The sequence below is a fragment of the Methanobrevibacter sp. genome, from assembly GCF_030539875.1.
GTDB lineage: Archaea > Methanobacteriota > Methanobacteria > Methanobacteriales > Methanobacteriaceae > Methanocatella.
In genome coordinates this window covers 17063-33525 of record NZ_JAUNXI010000004.1, presented here as the reverse complement: position 1 = coordinate 33525, position 16463 = coordinate 17063, and the positions used below count along the sequence as shown (strand labels likewise).

The window sequence follows — 16463 nt, the reverse complement described above, 5'->3', positions numbered from 1 at the left end:
ATCACCTAAAGTTAACCATCCTTATTGCATCAAGAGGACAAATTGCCTCACAGGTTCTGCAATAAATGCATTTTTCAATATCAAAGTCTATCTTATCGTCATTTAAGGTTAATGCTCCAGTCGGACAATTTTTTGCACAGACTGCACATGCCTGACACTTAGCATCTGAAAGTGAAAAGTCGGCAAATCTTTGATTTTTCAAATAGGACCTTGCATAGTATAAGTCAGTGTTTTTACTGTAGAAATAATCATCATATGCTCCGATTGCATCGAATTTACATTGTTCAACACATTTTCCACAATAAACACAGTTATCTGAAATAGTAATTGGATTAGGGCCGTTTAACTGGATTGCATTTACAGGACATACATTAAAACAGTCTCCGCAAGCAATACATTTATTATCATAAACCTCGATGTTCCTATCCATCAAATAAGACCCGAATAGCTTTGTAAACTTCCAGACTTCAATATTTGAATTCAGACTTAAACTCAACTCCTTTTCCATTAAATCATTGACTTTGTATTCAATGAAGTTTTCAAACTGCTGGTCGTTGAATTCCAAAGCTATTGACTTGGCTACTTTTTGTAAAACCTTATTTAAACTAATTAAATCAAGTGAAAGTACCTTAATATCATGATCAATTATTCCGGAGACTATATCAAATGATTTTATTTCACTGTATATCTTGTAAGCTTTTTTACGTGAAGAGTACTTGATGGCTCCAGAAGGACATGAATGCATACATTCTTCACATCTTGCACAATATCCCGGATTAATATAAGGCAGTTTGTTTGTTCTTGCAACATTAAGAGCACCCATTGATGGGCAAACTCTTGTACAGGTCATACAACCGATACATTTGTCCTGGTTAACAACAATTGCCTTACCCCCCTTAACAGTTTTAGGAAGCAATTGACCATATTTAATCGCATCGGTCGGACATACTCTAAAACAATATCCGCAACGTACACAGGTATCCTTATCAATCTCACTGTGAGGAGGTTCCTTTCCGTCAGAAACAATATGGATTGAACCTTTTTTACAGGCCTGAACACATGCTCCACAAGCCACACATAATTTTGTATTGATGTTTGGAACATTTTCTTTTATAGGAGAATCCATATGTACATCAAGAGAAATGGCATCAAAGGGACAAGCATTACGACATAATACACAACCAAAACATGTGCTTTTTATTTTAATAAGGCCTTCATCATCATCCATATAAATGGCATCAATAGGACAAGAATTCAGGCAGGGTTTATCTTTACATTTTGCACATTGTGTTTGGTCAATCAGATAATCAACATCAACATGTCTTAATGGTCTTGGTGTTTTGGTATAACTATCAATCATAATACTCACTCCACAATACCTTCATTTAAATTAGATGCATTAACTATAATGTGAATATTTTCACCGTCATCAAGTGAAAACTTAGCAATGAAATATTTAATTACAGAAAATGGACAGGTTTGGTAACAAATGCTACAGCGCAAACATCTATTTTTATCCCTTACAATAGTATCTTTATCATCATCAAATGAAATGCATTCAGTCGGACAGTCAGGAATACATAACTGACATTTTTCACATTTTGATTCATCCCAGTCAATAATTCTAATTTTAAGCCTATTTACTGCATTAGTTATGATTTCTAAAGCAATTTCTTCATCAGGCATTATTTTTAAAGCATCATCCCAAATTTCAGAGACCGGTACATCATACTGTAAAAGGTCATTTTGCTCAAGCAGCCTCAAATCTTCTTCCTTGCCTTCAATAAACTCTTCAAGGAAATTTACACATGATAAGATTAATTCTTTTTGATCTTGTAGATTATCAACAAATACGCCTTTCATTGCACCATTAACAGGACATACCCCCAAACATTCCCCGCAGGATATGCATTTAAGTTGATCTACAACAAGTTTGCCATCAACAACACTTATTGCTTCAACAGGACACTTTTTCATACATTTTTTACATTTAATGCATAAAAAGTCATCAACAACATATTTTCTTTTTGACGGGATAAGATTAAATTCCGGCAAAATATAATGATTTAAACCACATTCCAATGTTTTTGGATCAGTAGGACAAACTTCAGCACAGAAACCGCAACGAATACATGCTTCAGGGAAAATTATAGGATAGGTTAAACCTTCACCTGTTTCATCATCTTCTTCCCTAACAATTTTAATAGCATTTGGAGACGGGCATGAAACAGTACATGCTCCGCAACCTATACAATACTCCTTATTAACTTTAGGAAAATCTCTGAATCTTTCAGGTTTTTCAGCAATTTCAGGATTGGTTTTCGCATTGGCAAATGCATCAGCCCATGCCTTTCTTGCAAAATCAAAAATATACCACATTAAAGATGACATTTATATCCCCTCATAAATGTTTTTAAATCTTGTTTTTCCATGCTCATCAGTAACTGCCACTCTTTCAGCACATGCAACACAAGGATCACAAGAAGCATAAGTTGAAACTGCATCGGCAACTGTCGGAACATCAGGAATCATGTATTTTGCACAGGAATTCATGTTTGAAATACTTGGAGTTCTGATGGAAATATGTTTAATCAGATTGCCATTGGTTTCAATCATGTAGATAACTTCACCACGAGGAGCTTCGTTTCTAGACATTGCATATCCTGACTTTAAATCAGCAGGAGTTCTGATTTCCCCTTTAGGAATATTGTCAATTGCTTGTCTAATTAAACTTATGGATTCTGGAATTTCATCCAGCCTTGTTAATGTTCTTGCGTAATTATCTCCTTCTTTTCTCCTGATTATGTTAAAGTCAAAATAATCATCATAAGTGTAATGACCAACCCTATAATCCTCTTTGACACCGGAAGCCCTTCCAATAGGACCTACAGCACGGCCTTTAATGGCTTCTTTTTTACTCATGTGTCCAATTCCTTTGCATCTTAATGCTAAAGCCGGACCTTCTGCAAATAATGCTCTAACGGTATCAAAACGTTCTTCAATTTTCTTAAGGTTTTCCAATATTGGTTCGAAGTGGCGTTCATCGGCATCCATTCTAACTCCTCCAACAACATTCCAACCCATATTTACCCTGTTTCCAGTCAACAATTCAATCGAATCCATTGCATATTCCCTGAGTTCCAGGGAATGCATAAATAATGTTTCATGATCCATTGATTTGAAAAATGTTGAATTGGCAAGCAAATGACTTTGAATCCTGTCAAGCTCATTTGTAATTGTTCTTAAAAATTGAGCCCTTACAGGAACATCAACATCAGAAATTCGCTCAATTGTTTCAGCGAAAGTTTGAGTGTGTTCATATGAACAAATACCACATACTCTTTCAGAAAGATAAATCCCTTTCTGCCAAGTTTTGCCTTCAATAATCTTTTCAATACCTCTGTGAACATAACCGAATTCGATTTCGGCACTAACAACCCTCTCCCCTTCAGTTTGGAGCTTGAGTCTGATAGGTTCTTTTAAAGCAGGATGAATTGGACCAATAGGCACTATCATTTTTCTTCCCTCCCCCTATCTGCAATAGCTTGTGGACCTACAGCAAGAATGGCTTCTAAAATTTCACTAGGCCTAGGCGGACATCCAGGAATAGCTGCATCAACTGGAATAAAATTAGATGCAGGGGCATGAACATGACCTCCTTCCTGATTAAATACATCTCCGGATTGAGGACAGTTCCCAACCGCTACAACAATTTTCGGTTCTGGAGCTTTATCATAAATCCTTTTTAAATTATCAGTCCATTGTTCAGTGACTGCACCGGTTAACAATAAGACATCAGCTTCACGAGGATTATTTTGAACATAAATACCATATTGCTCTAAATCATATCTTGGAGACAATAATGCAACAACTTCCACATCACACCCATTGCATCCTCCACAATTTACAACACAAACATGAATTGAGCTTTTCCTCACAGCATCTTTAACAGCATCTAACATTGTACTCACTCTTCTATTTTATAAACAATAAATAAACCTCAGTATTTAACTTCTTTTTTTAATAATTCAAATAATTCTAATTTACCTTCTTTTAATGCATCATCATAAGATTTGCCGTTTTTAACTTCTTTCATTAGTTTTATTCTTAATTTTTTGCCTTCTTCGTAAGGTATTGCATTTAATGAATCAACAAACCAGCATAATCTCAAATCAGCGTTAAATTTTTCATACAAACCAATATCACTTGCTGACATAAATGTTCCATGCAATCCTTCAAGAGAGTCCATATCAAATAAATTATAGAACAATTCCTCCAATTCTTCAACGGTACATTCAAATTCCCTGGAAAGCGGAACTACAATATCTCTTTGCCAAGCATAACTTTTTATTATTCTTTCTTGCATTACTCTTAATTTAGCTTCCTCATCCATTCCAATCACATCATACCGCTATTCAATAAGAAATATAAAATAATTGCAATTATTAAACCCAATACAGTTTCTTTTCTACCATATCCAGGTCTTCCACCCATTACAAACCCTGATAAGAGAAAACCAACAGAGGAGAGAATTACATTTCCTGAGTTAAAACCTAAACACCAACCTACAACAGAACCTATAGCCAAAGGCACATTAAATCCTGAATCTGCAACATAAGGTTCCCCATGCAGTTTATAACTGTAAAGTAAACCAAGAATAAGCCCTACAGCAAATACTAGTATATAAATCATATAGTCTAACATAATATCCCCTACATCGGTTTATAAAGCAATATAAATGAACAAATAATTGCCATCAATGTTATAATAAAACATAATTTCTCAATACTTTCTATCTTATGTGAAAAATTACCTTTAGACAGCAATGCGAAAATTGCCAAGATAACTCCAATAATCACTATCGGAGCAATGACAATTGAATGCAATGCAGTTGTCAGCAAACCAATAACAATTATACCAATAGCAACTAATGCGGTGAAATAAACTATTACATCTTCACTATTCATAACACCACCCCTCCAAATATCATAATTATTGTTCCAAAGAAACATATTGCTCCAACTGTAATTAGAGCCATAACTGAATGGTTCGGACTTAAAACAGGAGTTGTAGCATTAATGAAACCTGTAATGAATGTGATTGCAATCATTCCGATTAAATATCCCACTGCATTTAACGGACCGAAAAATATTGTTAAAAATACCCACAACAGCACATACCATGCAATAGATTCTGAAAATAACATAAATCCTCTTAAAAATCCAAAGTGTTCAGTTTCAAAACCTGAAACCAAAGCCTTATCTTTTGTTATTGCAAATGGAGAATATGGTGATTTTGTAATAATCAGCATAAAGAACATTAAAGCTGCAAGAGGAATTGAAAATATTAACGGACCATGAACAGACTGGTAGTTAATGATTTCTCCTATATTCATTGAACCGGTTATCAAATAAACAAATATGATAGCTGCAAACAACGGAAGCTCAGTTGCCGCAGACAATACTGCCCTGACACAACTTAATTTACCGTATGGGGAACCTGAACTTGACCCCGCATTATGTTCAACAATCTTATAAACTGCATAAACAGCAAAAATGATTAATAGAGAATCATGAGCCACAGGACCTGCAATAACACCAACAATCCAAATCAAAGCCAATGTAAATACAATACCTATGTAAAATATCTTTGAAACAGTTTTAGGAATTGCAGTTTCTTTAAAGAAAAATTTCAAAGAGTGCAGCAGCTGTTGGACAATAGGTGGTCCAGGACGTTTTTGAACACGTGCCATAACTTTTCTATGCAAACCCAGAAGCAAGCTTCCGGCCAGAAACGCAATAATCACTTGAATTAAAATATTTGCCATTAAATTCATAATACCACACTAATATCCAGTAAATGGTTCTTTCACCCTTTCTTCTACGTCTTCAGGTCTTGGTTTAGCCATTGTCAGCAGACCTAAAGATAACACCCATACAGGTATACCAAAGATAGCTACAGTATAAACAATCCATGATTCAAAGTTTATAACCAAACACGCAAGAATAGCTATTGTTGATAATACCAATAAAATAATACATAAACTTTTTTGACCATCCATACTATCACTTACCCCAATACCAATAATAAAATTTCAACAGCTCTTACAATAATAAATAATGAACTTAAATGAATGATAACAATAAACGGAGATCCGGCAGTCCTAAACATTTCTGCTTTGCTTGCAAAGAAAGGTGCCACCCCGCATTCACCTAAAATACCAATTAACATCAATACTGCACCAAAAATGACCATCGGACTTGCAGAGATTTGAGACAGCACTGCAAGTGACAGAGTTCCAGTTGATGCAAGAATAATAGCTGCACCACCAAACAACGGTAAACTACACATCATAGCTATCAGACCATAATTAAATGCAGAATTTAACACGCTGGTTTGTTTTACAGCAGATACAATACCAATATTCAAAATTCCAACCAGTGCCATGAATAATGTGAAGTTAAATAAATCTCCGGTAATCATTGCCCCTGCAGATGCAATACCACAGAGCACAGATAAAAATCTTCTTTGTTTAAATTCCTTCGGACCTACTTTAACTTCAGTATTATACAAATGATTCATTGTAGCTTCAATTTGAGTTTCAGGCTTGCTTAAACCAATCATAACTGTAAACCCAAGCAAAACCGCAAATAAAAACAAATTAAACGGAGTTAAGTACAATACAATATCTCCAAGCGGAATTGTTCCAAGTAAATTTCCTCCAAGTGTAACAAAATCCATACCCATCACTTACTCCTTGTCTATGTCCTCTCTCATAAGCAGTCCAATCAAACCAACTTTTGAAGCTACTTTTAATAATAATCCGCATGCTGCCAAGAATAAACTCAATAACCAATATTGAGGAGTTACGAAGAATAATAAAAATCCTATTATCCACAAACACCATGCAATACCAGAAACTCCCGCAATACCATCTAAAATGAGTACAGGAAGTCCTCTTGCTTTTTTAGACAGTGCATACAATACAATTCCACCACCAGCTACTGCACCTCCAGTAAAACCTGTTAAGAAAATACCATAACCAATTAATATCAGTGCAATGAAATTTGGAGCAGTATTTAAAACTTCCATGTTCAATGCAAATGGTTGAGGGAATAAAGAAGCGGATCTAGATAAATTTTTTCTAGGATTGGCCTCAATTATACGCATTTCTCTTGTAATTAAAATTTCTGAAATAGCCAGAGTTTCTGCAAGCTCAACTACCAAACCAGGCAAAATCAATGCCTCCGCCAAATCTGTTCCAACAGCAGACACGACAAATATCATAGCAAGACCCACAATGTCGGTTAGGATAAGAATATGAATCTCTTCCCTTTTCATTGCTATTGCCATTGTTCCAATAAAACCAACAATTAATCCTGCATAGATTGCAGGCAGATACATACTTAAAAACTCAGCGGGAACAAAAGCAGGTATGACCACCATTAATTATCCCTCCTCAATTGTTTCAATCTGGCTTTAGCATCGCTATTGCTAACTTCATTGGCTATTTTTGCCGAATTGTTAATTGCCTTCTCAACATCTTTTTTAATCTCGGCTTTGTCATTTTTCCTATTCATAGTATAGTTAACTGATAACCATGAAGCAATGATAAATGACATCATCAGTATGGAAGATTCTAAAATGGTATCGAATCCTCTTGTATAATATAAAATCTCATCAATAAGACCGCCAGGAGATGAATAAATTGATGTTCCAAAATACGGAGATATTGAAGACACCCATTGTGCAATTGGAGATAAGTATGCAGTTATCATTCCCAATTTAACAGAATTATCCGGATATTGGGGATTGATAATTCCAGGCTGCACTAAGACTTCACCGCCCCTATCATAAGGAGCAATAGCCAGACCCTCATCGATTTGCTCTTGGGGAGCAGGTCTGACATAAATCTGATCCGGATTCAAAGCCATTGGGACAATAAGGCCTATAATCAAAATAATCCCTAAACTAAAAGCAAATAATCTGGGAATATTTTTAGGTTCAGCCAGTTTGTTCCATAAAACTCCAATTCTCATACATCTGCCCCCATTTCTTCTAAACGAATGATGGCTCTAAATAAAATTAAACTAATAATAACAGTAGTCGCAAGCAATGTCAACAATGCCAAAACATGATTATAGCACAATAGCACCAAACATACACCAATAGCTGCTACTTCAGTATTGAATGTTCTAACAATCGGGTCATTAACACCGGGACCCCATGCAGTAGCAATACTTCCTACAATTGCAAGAAAAATTCCAAAGTAAAAGAATAACGGAACACTAATCATCTGCATCACCACTTACAAGTTTCTTTTTTCTAATCTCATTAATTTTAACAATAGACAAGATGAATACCAAAGTAGATAATGGTCCTGCCAATGATGCAAACATCGCAACATCCAGATATTTAAACAGCACAATCACCAGTACGAATCCTGCATCAAGTATTGAAAACATTATAACTTTATCCAATGGCTTTTCAAGAAGCACAATACCAAATGTTCCGATAAGTATTAAAGCGATTGCAATTATTGATACGAAAAATTCCATTTTTATCCTACTCCAAAAGTATCTCCTCATCTAACCTTTTTAAGGTATAAGCAATCGCATTTGCACTAATTGTAGAACATATAAAGAATGCAGCAGCAACAACAAGAGCAAATGGAGTATTAATCACCAATGCAATAATCGCAGATACTCCAAATCCTATAACATTTAAATATAAAAGTCTTTCTGCCCTATTTCTTGTTACCAAAGCCCTCAATGCTGCAAATAGAACAATAATGCCAATAATTTCAACATACATATTAATCACTCTCCAGCATGCCTGTTGAATTTTTTCGCAATTTTACCCAAAACTACAGAAGCCTTGGCCTGATTTATACCCATTATTGTAAAAATTGCAATAACCATTCCAACAATAAACATTTCAGGAGTCATGCCTATAAATGAACAAATAAAAATGATAACTGTTGCGGTTAAACTTCCGCAGGTTCCAGCATAACCAGGATCTGCACATAATCTATTTCCCATCAATACAAAAAAGGCAGCTATGATACCGCCAGGAATGCCCAACAGCAAATATCCAATGGAGGACAACAACGTACCGGCAGATGCGTCTGGAGAACATAAAATGTTTCCTTGGAAAAATCCACCAGCAATATCCCCCCCTCTTCTCTCAACATCTTCTCCAATCGTTTTTGCTCCTTCAACTCCAGGTTGTTCGGGAAGTCCGAAGTATGTATCCACAATGACAAAATTCAACCAGCAGAGAATTGCAGCAATTATTATTCCAATTACCTCATTCATTAATCTCATCCCTTTCATCTTCATTTAGAGGTTTTGGAAATACAAAATCAAATAAATATTTCACAAATAATGCAGATAAAATTCCAATTATGACTGCTAAAACCAGTCCATTATACATGAACGTATAATTTAAAACTAAAAAAATTGAAAAAACGCCCATGGAAATAATCGGAGTTGGATATATCGCACTAACATCAAAAGAATACCTATATGGTTTGCTTGGCAATAATGGAATTTTTAAAGCAAAAGCCACAATTATTGAAATTAAAATGGCCACAAGATATGCTAAAACAATATCCATAGGGCTAATAGTAATATTACTAAGTCCAAATATGTTGCCATAAGAAGCAAAGACTAGTGTATTATCTATCAAATTAAACATGTTATTAAGACTCCTCTTATATTAATAAGTATGTATAATAAAAATATATAAATATTGTTACTTAAAAAAATATATGACGTAATTAAAAAATTTAAATTAATATCTGGTGTTTTAATGAGAAATAAACGCGTTTTAATAACCGGAGGACTTGGGTTTATTGGCTCACACCTTTCAAACGAATTACTAAAACACAATAAAGTTAGAATAATTGATGATTTATCAACGGGAAATATCAAAAATATAGATAATATAAACGATTCAAAATTAGAAATAATACATGAAGACCTCACTAAAGTGGATTTTGATGAGATAACAAAAGATGTACACTACATTTTTCATGTTGCTGCAATGGCAAACGTTTTTCAGTGCAATGAAGATCCTGCAAGATGCAATGATATAAATCTCAATGCAACCATAAGGCTTTTAGAATCAGCTGCTAAAAATAATGTTAAAAAAGTCGTGTTTTCGTCTTCATCAGCAGTTTATGGAAATAATGCTAACTTGCCTTTAAAAGAAACAGAAAAGACAAACCCCATATCTCCATATGGACTATCAAAAGCAAACTGCGAATTATATTTGAAATTTTTCCACAATGTTTACGGTCTAAACTATGCATCATTGAGATATTTTAATATCTTTGGTCAAAAACAATGCTTGAACGGAGAATATTCCGCAGCAATTCCTAATTTTATTTTAAATCTTTTAAATAACAAACAGGTTGAAATCCATGGTGATGGAAATCAGACAAGAGATTTTATTTTCATAGATGATGTTGTTAAAGCCAATATAAAAGTTTGTGAATCTGAGTTTAATGGAATAGTAAATGTTGCATCCGGTCGGGAATTAAGCATTAATGAAATATATGCAACAATCAAAGACCTTTTAAACAGTGATTTAGAACCTAAATATCTTGCAAAAAGAGAAAATGATATTGAAAGATCAGTTGCAGACATTAATAAAATGAAAAAAATTAATTTAAAAGCAAGTCAGGATGATTTAAAAGAGAATTTGATTAAGACCATCGAATGGTATAAAAAAAATTAAATCAGTGAAAACCGCAGCCGCTGCAAGTTTCACATTTTTCCTCTTCTACAGGATTATATTTTTTGTCTTCCTGAAGAGTAGCTGAGAGGAAATACTGGTCAAATTCATCATTATTTTTTAAAACAGGTGAAATTCCTTTAAAATCACATTTAATATCTCCAGTTCCACCTATATCAACTAAAATTGGTTCACCTAATTTAAATCTTTTAAAATATGCTTCAAGCTCATCCTTTAAATCTCCAGGAACTCTGAAATTAAAAGATAAAATATTATTCTCTTTCATTTTTAAACCAACATATTTCTGGTCTATTTCATAATTCAAACCTAATTGCTTTTTGAAAAGAACTGTAGTTCCAATCTCATTAGATGACATTTTAAAAATCTCCTCCGATATAATAAATTAAACTTATAACAGTTTAAGTATTTAAATACTTTCATTAAAACTTTTTATTTAAAAAATCGATTGTTCGAAAAATTTATAATGAATTGTCATGATTTTGAATAAACTTTATATAAGCATAAAATCATAATTATTATATGTTATATATATTATTATATAATCGTTTTACAAATCAATTAAAAAAAATCAGGTGTTTATTTTGAATGAATACAACAAAGATATTGGAAACAGAATTAGAGAATTGAGAGAGTTATCAGACATTACAATTAGTGAAATTACATCTGAATTGAATATTAAACAGGAAACTTACATTCAATATGAAAACGGAGAAGTAGACATCCCTGCAAGCTTCTTATACGAACTTGCACATATTTTTAAAGTTGATTTAGGATTATTATTAACCGGTAATGAAAGTAGGATGAGTATTTTTGATGTTACTCGTGCAAATAAAGGAGTTTCAGTTAACAGACGAAAAGAATACACTCACGAAAACTTATGTTCCAAATTTATTCATAAAAAAGCTGAAACGTTCCTTGTTGTTGTGGATCCTGAAGAAAACCCTATCCCTTCACTTAACTCACACCCAGGACAAGAATTTAACTACGTCCTTGAAGGTACATTAAAAATATACATCCACAATAATGAGATAATACTCAACGAAGGAGATTGTATATTCTTCGACTCAGCCCATAGACATGCAATGGTAGCGCTAAACGATAAACCCGCTAAATTTTTAGCAGTAATCATATAATCACATTAGAGGTAATTTTAATGACATCATTAATAAGAAATTTTGTTGAAAGAGTTGATTTTAACTCTTATGAAGACTTTTATAAAAATTTTAAGCTTAAATTTGAACCAGATTTCAACTTCGGATTTGATGTGGTCGACAGATATGCCGAAATAGATCCGGACAAAGTTGCTTTAATCTGGACTAACGACAATGGAGAAGACCGCACATTCACTTTTAAGGATATGAAAGAATATTCCAACAGGACTGTTAATTTACTTAAAAAAATAGGCATTGAAAAAGGCGACAAAGTAATGCTTACCTTAAAAAACAGATACGAATGGTGGTTCTGCATGGTTGCATTGCACAAGCTTGGCGCAGTAGCCATTCCTGCAACCCACATGTTAAAACTTCATGATATCGATTTTAGATTAAAGCAGGCCGAAGTAAAAGCAGTTATTACAGTTGAAGAGGATTCTTTACTTCCGGATTATGAAGAAGCTGAAAAAGAATTAAACTGGGAATTAAAAAAACTCGTTATTGAAACCGACAGAGAAGGATGGATTAATTTTAACAAAGAGCTTGCAAAGGAAAGTCCTGTTTATGAAAGACCAATCGGTGATGAAAACCCTATGGCTGATGAAGTATTCCTAATCTACTTTACATCAGGAACTAGCGGACTTCCTAAAATGGTTTCACATAGACATACTTACTGTTTAGGACACATTCCAACTGCAAAATACTGGCATAACGTTGTAGAGGACGGAATCCATCACAGCGCAGCCGATACAGGATGGGGCAAAGCGGTATGGGGAAATATTTACGGACAATGGATTTCCGGAACTTCAATCTTTATTTATGATTATGAAAGATTTAACGGAATAAAATTGCTTGAAAAGATTATTGAAAACAAAGTAAATACTTTCTGTGCACCTCCGACTGTTTACAGATTCTTAATTAAAGAAAATATCAAGGGATATGACTTTTCAAATTTAAGTTATGTTACAACAGCAGGCGAACCACTTCCTCCAGAAGTATCTGAAAAATTCTATGAGATTTCAGGTTTAAGAATTAAAGAAGGATTTGGACAAACTGAAACAACATTATCTATCGGAACATTTATCTGGTTGGATGCAAAAATCGGTTCAATCGGTAAACCGTCTCCACTTTACAACTTAAAGTTATTAGATGAAAACAATAATCCTGTTGACATTGGTGAAGAAGGAGAACTCTGTTTTGATATATCAGATGGAGCGACACCAGGATTATTCAAAGAATACTATAAAGATCCTGTAAAGCAGGCAGCTCAATGCTATGGAGGATACTACCACTGCGGAGATACTGCATGGGTGGATGAAGACGGATACGTTCACTTTATCGGAAGAAATGATGACATTATCAAATCTTCAGGTTACCGTATTGGACCCTATGAAGTAGAAAGTGCAGTACTATCCCACGAAGCGGTCTTGCACTGTGCAATTACTGCTTATCCTGATGAAGTAAGAGGTCAAATCGTTAAAGCGACAATTGTGTTGCAGCCTGAATTTGAACCATCAGACAAACTCACAAAAGACATTCAAAATCATGTTAAAAAAGTTACAGCTCCTTATAAATACCCTAGAATGGTTGAATATGTTGATGAAATTCCGGAAACCATCAGCGGTAAAACAAGAAGAGTTGAAATCAGAGAAAAAGATCACAAAGAATTTAATTAGATGATATAATGATAGACGAAGAAATATCTTACCCCGTTATTAATAAAGAGATTTGCAAAGGATGTATGAGATGCATAATTGGATGTCCTCAGAATGCAATATTGCTTAGTGAAGATATGAATAATGCAGGATATCAATTTGCTTATTATAGTGGAAATGGTTGTACAGGATGCAAAGACTGTTATTTTACCTGTCCTGAACCATTAGCCCTAGAGGTGCATCAAATAAAAAATATTGCCAATAACTCAATTGCAAAAATGATTAAATCCAAAGTAGCTAGCCAAAAGGGAGGTAAATAAATGAGTAATCAAATGGTAAAAGGAAATACTGCAGTTATTATTGGTGCAATGTATGCCGGTTGCGACTGCTTTTTTGGATACCCAATTACACCTGCAAGTGAAATCCTACACGAAGCATCAAAATACTTCCCTATGGTTGGAAGAAAATTTGTTCAGGCTGAAAGTGAAGAAGCATCAATCAATATGGTTTACGGAGCATCCGGAACTGGTCACAGAGTTATGACCGCATCATCAGGACCCGGCATTAGCTTAATGCAAGAGGGATTTACATTTCTTGCAGGTGCGGAATTGCCTGCAGTTATTGTAGACATTATGAGAGCAGGACCGGGACTTGGAAATATCGGCCCAGAACAAGGAGATTACAATCAAATCGTTAAAGGAGGAGGTCATGGAAACTATAAAAACATAGTTTTAGCTCCAAACAGCGTTCAGGAAATGTGTGATTTAACAATGAAAGCATTTGAACTTGCGGATAAATGGAGAAACCCTGTTGTTGTTTTGGCTGACGGTACCTTAGGCCAGATGGCAGAACCATTAGAATTCCCAACCGAAGCCATTAATCCTGAAATTGATGAATCATGGGCAGTCAGGGGAAACAAAGAAACTATGGAAAATCTCATTACATCAATCTTTAATGATTTTGATGAACTTGAAGATTTCAACTACAGCCTTCAGGAAAAATATGAGAAAATCAATGCTGAAGAAGTTGTTTTTGAAGAGTACCAAGTTGAAGACGCAGATATTGTTTTAGTGTCATATGGTATCAGCAGCAGAATCGCAAGGTCTGCCGTTGATAAAGGTCGTGAAAAAGGCGTGAAAGTCGGACTTTTAAGACCGATTACATTATCCCCATTCCCAACTGAAAGAATTAAAGAGTTGTCCAACAAAGGTGTTGAATTTATCTCAGTTGAAATGAGTAATGGTCAATTGTTGGCGGATGTGCAATTTGCAGCACTTAAAAGAGAAAAAACTCACATTGTAAGCAGAATGGGTGGAAACTTAATTGAATTAAAACAGGTTCTTGCTAAAATTTATGAAATAGCTGGCATTGAAGATGAAGACTTGGACTTGTCTAAAAAAAGTCAAGAGAAAGCCAGCCAAAACATTATTGATTAAGGATGTGGAAAAATGAGCAATGAAGAAAATAATAAAGATTATGAATTAAAAGTACGTAGAAATCCACAATCCCTTTTAGAAGAATATCCGAGAAAAGGAACAAATATTGAATCAACTCACTACTGTGCCGGTTGTGGACATGGAATAATACATAAATTAATTGCAGAGTGTATGGATGAACTTGGAATCCAAGAGAGATGTGTTATGATTTCTCCTGTTGGATGTTCAGTGTATGCATACTTCTACTTTAACTGCGGAAACTTCCAAACTGCTCACGGAAGAGCGCCAGCAGTAGCTACCGGTATTTCAAGATCAGAAAATGACGCTATTGTTATGAGCTATCAGGGAGATGGAGATTTGGCTTCCATCGGTTTAAATGAAACCCTGCAAGCTGCAAACAGAGGAGAAAAAATTGCAGTGTTCTTTGTAAACAACACAGTTTATGGAATGACAGGCGGACAAATGGCTCCAACAACTTTAATCGGAGAAAAAACAGTTACATGTCAAACTGGAAGAGATCCAAATTATGCAGGACACCCTACCCATATGTGTGAATTAATCAACACTTTAAAAGCACCAGTATTTATTGAAAGAGTGTCTCTTGCAAACCCTTTGAAAATTAGGCTTGCCAAATTTGCAATAAAACAGGCATTAACCGTTCAAAAAGAAGGAAAAGGATATTCATTTGTTGAAATTTTATCTCCTTGTCCCACCAACTTAAAACAGGACGTTAAAGGTGCTCAAAAATTCATTGAAGAACAAATGGAAAAAGAATTCCCTGTTAAAAACTTCAGAAATGAGTTATATAAAAGAGATCCTGTCCAAAGACCAGATAGTGACTTCACTACCGAATCATTAGATAAAATATTCAATGTTAATAGGGATGATGCGTCAGGTTATGTTGATAATGAAGAAATTGCACCTACAAGCATTAAGGTTTCTGGATTTGGAGGTCAAGGGGTTTTAAGTGCGGGCCTTACTATTGCTCAGGCTGCCTGTGCTGAAGGAAAACATGTTTCATGGTATCCTAGTTACGGACCGGAACAAAGAGGTGGAAAATCCAATTGTTCAGTTGTAATTTCCAATGAAACTATTGGAACACCTGTAGTTGATGATATTGACATCCTTATTGCTTTAAACAAACCTTCCTTAGAACAGTTCTCACAGGATGTGAAAAATGGAGGGACAATACTCTACGATTCTAAAATAGGTGAATTTGAAACTGACAGAGATATTAATGTTATTGCAATGCCTTGTGTGGATATTGCAGAAGAGCATGGAAATGCAAGAACTGCAAACACTGCACTGCTTGGTGCATTAACTGAATTAACTGATGTTTTAAAACGTGAATCTTACGAAAATGCCATCCATGAAATGTTTTCATCCAAACCAAAAGTGATTGATGTAAACATTGATGTTTTAAAAGCAGGGGCAGAATGGTTAAAAAACAATTCATAGTG

At 34.6% G+C, this 16463-nt stretch carries 24 protein-coding genes; 6 read left to right on the top strand and 18 right to left on the bottom strand.

All coding sequences use genetic code 11. The features are described from left to right. Position 1 precedes the first annotated feature (1 nt). Genes Q4Q16_RS02180 through Q4Q16_RS02100 form a run of 17 tightly spaced genes read right to left on the bottom strand, consistent with a single transcriptional unit; the run spans position 2 to position 9699 of the window. Positions 2-1369, bottom strand: a complete 1368-nt coding sequence (locus Q4Q16_RS02180) for a 4Fe-4S binding protein (RefSeq protein ID WP_368660204.1) — start codon at positions 1367-1369, stop codon at positions 2-4. Further along, positions 1366-2391 carry a 4Fe-4S binding protein gene (locus tag Q4Q16_RS02175; RefSeq protein WP_303345900.1) on the bottom strand — a complete coding sequence of 342 codons (1026 nt, stop codon included), beginning with the start codon at positions 2389-2391 and terminating at the stop codon, positions 1366-1368. Before Q4Q16_RS02175 ends, Q4Q16_RS02180 begins: the two co-directional genes overlap by 4 nt. Next, positions 2392-3516, bottom strand: coding sequence for a nickel-dependent hydrogenase large subunit (locus tag Q4Q16_RS02170; RefSeq protein ID WP_303345898.1), 1125 nt, complete (start codon positions 3514-3516; stop codon positions 2392-2394). Further along, the gene (locus Q4Q16_RS02165; RefSeq protein WP_303345896.1) at positions 3513-3962 is read right to left on the bottom strand and encodes an NADH-quinone oxidoreductase subunit B family protein; all 450 of its coding nucleotides are present in this window, start codon (positions 3960-3962) and stop codon (positions 3513-3515) included. The genes Q4Q16_RS02170 and Q4Q16_RS02165 overlap by 4 nt, the downstream gene beginning before the upstream one ends. A 38-nt stretch (positions 3963-4000) precedes the next feature. Next, positions 4001-4393: a DUF1959 family protein gene (locus Q4Q16_RS02160; protein WP_303345894.1), complete on the bottom strand. Its 393-nt coding sequence runs from the start codon at positions 4391-4393 to the stop codon at positions 4001-4003. Positions 4394-4398: 5 nt separating this feature from the next. After that, on the bottom strand, positions 4399-4704 hold the full coding sequence (locus Q4Q16_RS02155; protein ID WP_303345893.1) for an energy-converting hydrogenase subunit EhaL family protein: 306 nt from the start codon (positions 4702-4704) through the stop codon (positions 4399-4401). An 8-nt stretch (positions 4705-4712) separates the two neighbouring features. Next, complete coding sequence (locus Q4Q16_RS02150; protein ID WP_303345891.1) at positions 4713-4967, bottom strand: hypothetical protein; 255 nt, start codon at positions 4965-4967, stop codon at positions 4713-4715. Continuing rightward, positions 4964-5836 (bottom strand): respiratory chain complex I subunit 1 family protein, encoded by an 873-nt coding sequence (locus tag Q4Q16_RS02145; protein WP_303345889.1) that lies wholly within the window; start codon positions 5834-5836, stop codon positions 4964-4966. Before Q4Q16_RS02145 ends, Q4Q16_RS02150 begins: the two co-directional genes overlap by 4 nt. A 9-nt stretch (positions 5837-5845) precedes the next feature. Next, positions 5846-6061 (bottom strand): DUF788 domain-containing protein, encoded by a 216-nt coding sequence (locus tag Q4Q16_RS02140; RefSeq protein WP_303345888.1) that lies wholly within the window; start codon positions 6059-6061, stop codon positions 5846-5848. A gap of 8 nt (positions 6062-6069) precedes the next feature. Then, positions 6070-6741, bottom strand: a complete 672-nt coding sequence (locus Q4Q16_RS02135) for a hypothetical protein (protein WP_303345886.1) — start codon at positions 6739-6741, stop codon at positions 6070-6072. 9 nt (positions 6742-6750) lie between these two features. Beyond that, positions 6751-7446, bottom strand: a complete 696-nt coding sequence (locus Q4Q16_RS02130; protein WP_303345885.1) for an EhaG family protein — start codon at positions 7444-7446, stop codon at positions 6751-6753. Further along, positions 7446-8039 (bottom strand): EhaF family protein, encoded by a 594-nt coding sequence (locus Q4Q16_RS02125; protein WP_303345884.1) that lies wholly within the window; start codon positions 8037-8039, stop codon positions 7446-7448. The genes Q4Q16_RS02130 and Q4Q16_RS02125 overlap by 1 nt, the downstream gene beginning before the upstream one ends. Beyond that, complete coding sequence (locus Q4Q16_RS02120) at positions 8036-8296, bottom strand: DUF2107 family protein (RefSeq protein ID WP_303345882.1); 261 nt, start codon at positions 8294-8296, stop codon at positions 8036-8038. The genes Q4Q16_RS02125 and Q4Q16_RS02120 overlap by 4 nt, the downstream gene beginning before the upstream one ends. Next, positions 8289-8558 (bottom strand): EhaD family protein, encoded by a 270-nt coding sequence (locus tag Q4Q16_RS02115; protein ID WP_303345880.1) that lies wholly within the window; start codon positions 8556-8558, stop codon positions 8289-8291. Before Q4Q16_RS02115 ends, Q4Q16_RS02120 begins: the two co-directional genes overlap by 8 nt. Positions 8559-8565: 7 nt before the next feature. Next, positions 8566-8814, bottom strand: a complete 249-nt coding sequence (locus tag Q4Q16_RS02110; protein WP_303345879.1) for a DUF2109 domain-containing protein — start codon at positions 8812-8814, stop codon at positions 8566-8568. Positions 8815-8819: 5 nt separating this feature from the next. Then, complete coding sequence (locus Q4Q16_RS02105) at positions 8820-9317, bottom strand: hypothetical protein (protein WP_303345877.1); 498 nt, start codon at positions 9315-9317, stop codon at positions 8820-8822. Then, positions 9310-9699 carry an energy-converting hydrogenase A subunit A EhaA gene (locus Q4Q16_RS02100; RefSeq protein ID WP_303345876.1) on the bottom strand — a complete coding sequence of 130 codons (390 nt, stop codon included), beginning with the start codon at positions 9697-9699 and terminating at the stop codon, positions 9310-9312. The genes Q4Q16_RS02105 and Q4Q16_RS02100 overlap by 8 nt, the downstream gene beginning before the upstream one ends. A 114-nt stretch (positions 9700-9813) precedes the next feature. Here Q4Q16_RS02100 and Q4Q16_RS02095 point away from each other — a divergent pair, with 114 nt between their 5' ends. Continuing rightward, a complete protein-coding gene (locus tag Q4Q16_RS02095) occupies positions 9814-10743 on the top strand; it encodes an NAD-dependent epimerase/dehydratase family protein (protein WP_303345874.1) in 930 nt (309 codons plus the stop codon). 1 nt (position 10744) lies between these two features. On the opposite strand, the gene Q4Q16_RS02090 is transcribed toward Q4Q16_RS02095, so the two are convergent. Next, a complete protein-coding gene (locus Q4Q16_RS02090) occupies positions 10745-11116 on the bottom strand; it encodes a hypothetical protein (RefSeq protein WP_303345872.1) in 372 nt (123 codons plus the stop codon). A gap of 217 nt (positions 11117-11333) precedes the next feature. Here Q4Q16_RS02090 and Q4Q16_RS02085 point away from each other — a divergent pair, with 217 nt between their 5' ends. Genes Q4Q16_RS02085 through Q4Q16_RS02065 form a run of 5 tightly spaced genes read left to right on the top strand, consistent with a single transcriptional unit; the run spans position 11334 to position 16461 of the window. Beyond that, positions 11334-11894, top strand: a complete 561-nt coding sequence (locus Q4Q16_RS02085; protein ID WP_303345870.1) for a helix-turn-helix domain-containing protein — start codon at positions 11334-11336, stop codon at positions 11892-11894. A 20-nt stretch (positions 11895-11914) separates the two neighbouring features. Beyond that, positions 11915-13588, top strand: coding sequence for an AMP-binding protein (locus Q4Q16_RS02080; protein ID WP_303345868.1), 1674 nt, complete (start codon positions 11915-11917; stop codon positions 13586-13588). 8 nt (positions 13589-13596) lie between these two features. Further along, positions 13597-13887, top strand: coding sequence for a 4Fe-4S dicluster domain-containing protein (locus Q4Q16_RS02075; RefSeq protein ID WP_303345866.1), 291 nt, complete (start codon positions 13597-13599; stop codon positions 13885-13887). Beyond that, positions 13888-15003 (top strand): 3-methyl-2-oxobutanoate dehydrogenase subunit VorB, encoded by a 1116-nt coding sequence (locus Q4Q16_RS02070; RefSeq protein WP_303345864.1) that lies wholly within the window; start codon positions 13888-13890, stop codon positions 15001-15003. A 12-nt stretch (positions 15004-15015) separates the two neighbouring features. Further along, positions 15016-16461: a 2-oxoacid:acceptor oxidoreductase family protein gene (locus Q4Q16_RS02065; RefSeq protein WP_303345862.1), complete on the top strand. Its 1446-nt coding sequence runs from the start codon at positions 15016-15018 to the stop codon at positions 16459-16461. Positions 16462-16463: the final 2 nt, after the last annotated feature.

Excerpts from the sequence above, each read along its gene's own strand:
- Q4Q16_RS02175 (WP_303345900.1), bottom strand. The coding sequence starts at position 2,391 with ATGTCATCTTTAATGTGGTATATTTTTGATTTTGCAAGAAAGGCATGG.
- Q4Q16_RS02170 (WP_303345898.1), bottom strand. The coding sequence starts at position 3,516 with ATGATAGTGCCTATTGGTCCAATTCATCCTGCTTTAAAAGAACCTATC.
- Q4Q16_RS02165 (WP_303345896.1), bottom strand. The coding sequence starts at position 3,962 with ATGTTAGATGCTGTTAAAGATGCTGTGAGGAAAAGCTCAATTCATGTT.
- Q4Q16_RS02160 (WP_303345894.1), bottom strand. The coding sequence starts at position 4,393 with ATGGATGAGGAAGCTAAATTAAGAGTAATGCAAGAAAGAATAATAAAA.
- Q4Q16_RS02155 (WP_303345893.1), bottom strand. The coding sequence starts at position 4,704 with ATGTTAGACTATATGATTTATATACTAGTATTTGCTGTAGGGCTTATT.
- Q4Q16_RS02150 (WP_303345891.1), bottom strand. The coding sequence starts at position 4,967 with ATGAATAGTGAAGATGTAATAGTTTATTTCACCGCATTAGTTGCTATT.
- Q4Q16_RS02145 (WP_303345889.1), bottom strand. The coding sequence starts at position 5,836 with ATGAATTTAATGGCAAATATTTTAATTCAAGTGATTATTGCGTTTCTG.
- Q4Q16_RS02140 (WP_303345888.1), bottom strand. The coding sequence starts at position 6,061 with ATGGATGGTCAAAAAAGTTTATGTATTATTTTATTGGTATTATCAACA.
- Q4Q16_RS02135 (WP_303345886.1), bottom strand. The coding sequence starts at position 6,741 with ATGGATTTTGTTACACTTGGAGGAAATTTACTTGGAACAATTCCGCTT.
- Q4Q16_RS02130 (WP_303345885.1), bottom strand. The coding sequence starts at position 7,446 with ATGGTGGTCATACCTGCTTTTGTTCCCGCTGAGTTTTTAAGTATGTAT.
- Q4Q16_RS02125 (WP_303345884.1), bottom strand. The coding sequence starts at position 8,039 with ATGAGAATTGGAGTTTTATGGAACAAACTGGCTGAACCTAAAAATATT.
- Q4Q16_RS02120 (WP_303345882.1), bottom strand. The coding sequence starts at position 8,296 with ATGATTAGTGTTCCGTTATTCTTTTACTTTGGAATTTTTCTTGCAATT.
- Q4Q16_RS02115 (WP_303345880.1), bottom strand. The coding sequence starts at position 8,558 with ATGGAATTTTTCGTATCAATAATTGCAATCGCTTTAATACTTATCGGA.
- Q4Q16_RS02110 (WP_303345879.1), bottom strand. The coding sequence starts at position 8,814 with ATGTATGTTGAAATTATTGGCATTATTGTTCTATTTGCAGCATTGAGG.
- Q4Q16_RS02105 (WP_303345877.1), bottom strand. The coding sequence starts at position 9,317 with ATGAATGAGGTAATTGGAATAATAATTGCTGCAATTCTCTGCTGGTTG.
- Q4Q16_RS02100 (WP_303345876.1), bottom strand. The coding sequence starts at position 9,699 with ATGTTTAATTTGATAGATAATACACTAGTCTTTGCTTCTTATGGCAAC.
- Q4Q16_RS02095 (WP_303345874.1), top strand. The coding sequence starts at position 9,814 with ATGAGAAATAAACGCGTTTTAATAACCGGAGGACTTGGGTTTATTGGC.
- Q4Q16_RS02090 (WP_303345872.1), bottom strand. The coding sequence starts at position 11,116 with ATGTCATCTAATGAGATTGGAACTACAGTTCTTTTCAAAAAGCAATTA.
- Q4Q16_RS02080 (WP_303345868.1), top strand. The coding sequence starts at position 11,915 with ATGACATCATTAATAAGAAATTTTGTTGAAAGAGTTGATTTTAACTCT.
- Q4Q16_RS02075 (WP_303345866.1), top strand. The coding sequence starts at position 13,597 with ATGATAGACGAAGAAATATCTTACCCCGTTATTAATAAAGAGATTTGC.
- Q4Q16_RS02070 (WP_303345864.1), top strand. The coding sequence starts at position 13,888 with ATGAGTAATCAAATGGTAAAAGGAAATACTGCAGTTATTATTGGTGCA.
- Q4Q16_RS02065 (WP_303345862.1), top strand. The coding sequence starts at position 15,016 with ATGAGCAATGAAGAAAATAATAAAGATTATGAATTAAAAGTACGTAGA.